We start from the raw sequence: 4,229 nt of genomic DNA on the forward strand, positions 1-4,229 counted from the left end.
AGCGCCGCCTGCAGATCGGCTACAACCGCGCCGCCTCGCTGATGGAGCGCATGGAGCAGGAAGGCGTCGTCGGCGCCGCCAACCACGCCGGCAAGCGTGAGATCCTGGTGAGCGCCGCGCCCTAGCTGGTACGCACAGCGCCGGCGGCGACCACGATCAGATTCAACCACGAACCACACAAACAGCACGAACGCGCTCTGCCGGTTGCGAGCGCAGCTCGCCCTCCAACCGGCCTCCTTGCCCATCAGGAAATGGCCTGCGGCCGCTCCACATCCACGGCGCGTTGGTGGTGTTTGTGTGGTTCGTGGTTTCCTCTTCTCTCTTCTTCTCTCCGAGGGCCGCTCTAGCCCTTCGGGTGGTTCGTCACGCGGCTGAACGGGTCGGGCATGGGCTGGCCGGTCTCCAGCAGGGTCTTGAGGTTCGACAGCACCGCAGGCCAGCCGCCGGAGACGTCCTGCAGCGCCTTGTCGCCAAGGTCTGAGTGGGTGACGGTCAGCTTCACCTTGCCGCCGGCCTCTTCGATGTCGAAGACGCAGCGGTTGGTCTTGTCGGGGTTGGCCTCGTCGCCCGGAACCTTCCAGGTGGTCACCAGCCGGCGCGGCGGATCGCTTTCCAGCACCTCGCCCACCACGTCGGGAGACTTGCCTGGCAGCCGGTGTTCCCAGCGCGAACCCACCTTCCAGTCGGAGACGTTCTCGCGCTCCCAGTAGCTGGCGCTGATCTTGGCGTCGGTGAGCGCATCCCAGACCTTCTCGGGCGTGCTCACGATGTAAGTCACATAGACGTAGGTGTGCTTAGCCATCGGTTTCTCCTTCGAGGCGTTGCTTGAGCGCGGCCAGGGCCTCAAGGCGCGGCCGTTCGAACTTCGCGATCCACCGCGCCTCGATCTCGTGGATCGGCACGGGGTTCAGGTAGTGCAGCTTCTCCCGGCCGCGCCGGACGGTGGCCACGAGGTTGGCGGCTTCCAGCACCGCCAGATGCTGGCTCACCGCCTGGCGGGTCATGTCCAGGCGCCCGGCCAAGGCGCCCAGGGTCTGGCCCTGGTCGGCATGCAGCAGGTCCAGCAACCGCCGGCGGCTGGCGTCCGCCAGGGCCTTGAAGACCCGGTCCATGTCGTCGGCCATGCGCTCACAATAGGCAAGTAATTTCTTGCATGTCAAGCCGGCGGCTTCAGCGCCGGCGGCCGCCCGGCTTGTGGCCCTTGGTCATCGGGTCGGGCTTCTTCGGCAGCACCCGCGGCGGATCACGGCGGTAGTCCTCCTGGCTGGACCCCAGGCCCATCCGTCCCGGCTGCTGCTCGGTGAGCGCGCTGTCGCCGCTCCGCAGGCGCGCGATGGCCTCGCTGAGGAGGTCGGCCGTCTCCGAGTCGCCGGCGGCGCGGGCCTCGGCCATGCGGGCTTCGAGCTTTGCGATGGCGTCCATGGCGCGGCAACGTAGCATGGCGCTGTGCCGTTGCGTCGTTCCAGGAGCCCCCGTTCCGATGCGTTTGTCATTGCTCGCCCTGGCTGCCGCGCTGTCCGCGCCGAGCCCGCCGGCGCTTGCGGCGCCCGCCTGCGTCCGCCCCGGCGACCTGGCTCCCGCGCCTGTCGTCGTCCCGCCCGCGGGCGAAGTCGTGAGCGGCGTGACCATCGCCTACTACCTGCTGTCGCTGAACTGGACGCCGCAGTGGTGCCGCACGATGGGGGTCGGGGCCACCGCCCAGAAGATGGAATGCGCCGCGGCCTTCGGGTTCACCTTGCATGGCCTCTGGCCGAATGGAGTCGCCAAGCCCTACCCGCGGTTTTGCCGCGCGGTTGGCGCCCTCAACGCTTCGGCAGTCATCGAAATGTACTGCCGAACGCCCTCGCCCGAGCTGCTGCAGCACGAATGGCAGGCGCACGGGTCCTGTGGCTGGAGCGACCCCAGGGCGTACTTCGGACGGGCCGCCAAGCTCTACGACCGCCTCGTCATGCCGAAGATCGAGACCATCGCCCCGGCTGCCCTGACCGCGGGCGCCGTGCGGGCGGCGTTCATCGGCCGCAATCCCTGGCTCAGAGCCGACGAGATCTACGTCCAGACCACCCGGTCGCAGGCGTTGTCGGAGGTCCGGCTCTGCTATGATCTGAAGTTCGACCCGGCCGCTTGCCCGGGTGGGACTGGCGTCCCGGACGGCGTGCATGTCCGCCTGGCGCCCAGCCGGTCGGGCGCCTTCTGACGATTCGGGCGTTCCGAGGGGCAAGCCATCCTGCCGCCACGATAGGCCGCTAACTTTAATCTCCATGAGGAACCCGACCATGACGACCCGCCGCCAACTGCTGGCGCTGGCCGCCGCAGCCGCCGTCATCCCGCCGCTGGACGCCTTCGCCGCCACCGCCCCGGCGCCGCTCTCCTCCGAAGACCAGGCGCTGGTGGACCGCGCGGTCGCCTATCTGCAGGACCTCACCGAAGCGCGCGGCCGCTTCGTCCAGACCGATGCGCGCGGCGCGACCAGCCAGGGCGAACTCTTCCTGAAGCGGCCGGGCAAGGCGCGCTTCGCCTACGATCCCCCGTCCGGCCTGCTGGTGGTCTCCGACGGCGGCACGGTGTCGATCGCCGACAGCCGGCTGAAGACCTTCGACGCCTATCCGCTGATGGCCACCCCGCTCTCCCTGTTCCTGGCCAAGACCATCCGCCTCGACCGCGGCGTGCAGGTGACCCGCGTGGCCCGCGCCGCCGACGGCTTCACCATCACCGCCCGCGACGGCAAGAAGGAGACCGCCGGCCAGATCTCGCTGACCTTCACCGACAATCCGATGACGCTGGTCGGCTGGGCGGTGACCGACGCGCAGAGCCGCACCACCCAGGTGCGGATCCAGGGCCTGCAGCGCGCCGCGGGCCTCGATCCGTCGCTGTTCGTGCTGAAGGACCCGCGCCCGAAAAACGTTGGCCGCGGCAAGCTGTGACGGATTCGCCACGAGCAAGGGTTAAGTTTTGATGCCTTGACTTTAACCCTTTCTGTGGCGCTAATGCCACTACGCCATTGGCGCGGCGCACGCGCCGACGGAATCCGTGCCGGATCCTATCCCCTCCCGGCGGCGGCATGAGAGACCACTGAAACGCCCGGGCTTCTCCAGTGCCCGGGCGTCTCTTTGTCAGCTCCGCCCCCGGGTCTTCCCCAAGCTCTTCCCAACTGCATTCCCATCCCCATCTGCGGCGCTTAAGGGAACCCATGCGCCTTCGAATCTGCACTTGGAACGTCAACTCCGTCCGCCTGCGCCACGAGCAGGCCGCCCGCTTCGTGCGCGAGCAGGCCCCGGACGTGCTATGCCTGCAGGAGATCAAGTGCCGCGAGGGCGAGTTCCCGCGCGAGGCCTTCGTGGAGATGGGCCTGCCGCACCTGAAGATCTCCGGCCAGAAGGGGTGGCACGGCGTCGCCATCGCCTCGCGCCTGCCGCTTGAGGACGCCCCGCCCCTCGACGTCTGCCGCGAAGGCCACGCCCGCTGCGTCGGCGCCACCGTCGCCGGGGTCGAGATCCACAACTTCTATATCCCGGCCGGCGGCGACCTGCCCGACCGGGAGGCCAACCCCAAGTTCGACCACAAGCTCGACTTCTACGAGAAGCTCACCACCGAGCTCGCCCGTCGCGACCCCAAGGCCCCGCTGGCCATCGTCGGCGACCTGAACGTGGCGCCCGGCGAGAACGACGTCTGGAACCACCGCTACATGTCGAAGATCGTCAGCCACACGCCGGTCGAGGTGGCGGCGATGGAAGCGCTGAAGGCCTCGCTGGGCTTCATCGACCTGACCCGCGAGGCGCAGCCCGAGCCTGAGAAGCTGGCCTCCTGGTGGAGCTACCGCGCCCAGGACTTCCGGGTCTCCAACCGCGGCCTGCGGCTCGACCACATCCTGGTGACGCCCGGCCTGCGCGACGCCGCCTTCCGCCTGGGCTCGGCGGCGAGCCGCATCCACGACGACGTCCGCGAATGGGAACGCCCCAGCGACCACGCGCCGGTCAGCGCGGACCTGGTGCTGTAAGCCAGCCGGTTCCTCCCCCAGCGCGAAAGCGCGATTTGGGGGAGGTGGCGCGAAGCGCCGGAGGGGGTCCGCTCAGATCGTGGGGGATCCCCTCAGTCAGCTTCGCTGACAGCTCCCCCAACGGGGGAGCAACTTAGCCGCCCCTACCCCCGCGTCCGGAACGGATCGGCCGGGTAGACCCCCAGGATCTCGAACTTGTCCGAGAAGAACCGCAGCTCCTCGAAGGCCAGCGCCA

Annotated in this window: 7 protein-coding genes and 1 pseudogene; 4 read left to right on the forward strand and 4 right to left on the reverse strand. The window is 68.9% G+C overall.

The features are described from left to right. Positions 1 to 14 precede the first annotated feature (14 nt). The gene (locus JWP28_RS01385; protein ID WP_299539162.1) at positions 15 to 125 is read left to right on the forward strand and encodes a DNA translocase FtsK; all 111 of its coding nucleotides are present in this window, start codon (positions 15 to 17) and stop codon (positions 123 to 125) included. A 218-nt stretch (positions 126 to 343) separates the two neighbouring features. On the opposite strand, the gene JWP28_RS01390 is transcribed toward JWP28_RS01385, so the two are convergent. From JWP28_RS01390 to JWP28_RS01400, 3 genes are read right to left on the reverse strand one after another with little or no spacing between them, the layout of a single operon-like run. After that, positions 344 to 802 (reverse strand): SRPBCC family protein, encoded by a 459-nt coding sequence (locus JWP28_RS01390; protein ID WP_299539148.1) that lies wholly within the window; start codon positions 800 to 802, stop codon positions 344 to 346. Further along, a complete protein-coding gene (locus JWP28_RS01395; protein WP_299539151.1) occupies positions 795 to 1,124 on the reverse strand; it encodes a metalloregulator ArsR/SmtB family transcription factor in 330 nt (109 codons plus the stop codon). Before JWP28_RS01395 ends, JWP28_RS01390 begins: the two co-directional genes overlap by 8 nt. A 46-nt stretch (positions 1,125 to 1,170) precedes the next feature. Beyond that, positions 1,171 to 1,422 (reverse strand): excinuclease ABC subunit B, encoded by a 252-nt coding sequence (locus JWP28_RS01400; RefSeq protein ID WP_299539153.1) that lies wholly within the window; start codon positions 1,420 to 1,422, stop codon positions 1,171 to 1,173. Between the two features lie 58 nt (positions 1,423 to 1,480). On the opposite strand from JWP28_RS01400, the gene JWP28_RS01405 reads away from it, so the two are divergent. From JWP28_RS01405 to JWP28_RS01415, 3 genes are all read left to right on the forward strand, one after another. Then, positions 1,481 to 2,194: a ribonuclease T gene (locus JWP28_RS01405; RefSeq protein WP_299539155.1), complete on the forward strand. Its 714-nt coding sequence runs from the start codon at positions 1,481 to 1,483 to the stop codon at positions 2,192 to 2,194. 79 nt (positions 2,195 to 2,273) lie between these two features. Next, the gene (locus JWP28_RS01410; RefSeq protein ID WP_299539158.1) at positions 2,274 to 2,921 is read left to right on the forward strand and encodes an outer-membrane lipoprotein carrier protein LolA; all 648 of its coding nucleotides are present in this window, start codon (positions 2,274 to 2,276) and stop codon (positions 2,919 to 2,921) included. Positions 2,922 to 3,187: 266 nt separating this feature from the next. Next, complete coding sequence (locus JWP28_RS01415; RefSeq protein ID WP_299539160.1) at positions 3,188 to 3,994, forward strand: exodeoxyribonuclease III; 807 nt, start codon at positions 3,188 to 3,190, stop codon at positions 3,992 to 3,994. 143 nt (positions 3,995 to 4,137) lie between these two features. Here the strand turns inward: JWP28_RS01415 and JWP28_RS01420 are convergent. Beyond that, a pseudogene (locus tag JWP28_RS01420) lies at positions 4,138 to 4,229 on the reverse strand (prephenate dehydratase); the annotation flags it as partial.

This window comes from Phenylobacterium sp. (assembly GCF_028290885.1).
Classification (GTDB): Bacteria; Pseudomonadota; Alphaproteobacteria; order Caulobacterales; family Caulobacteraceae; genus Phenylobacterium.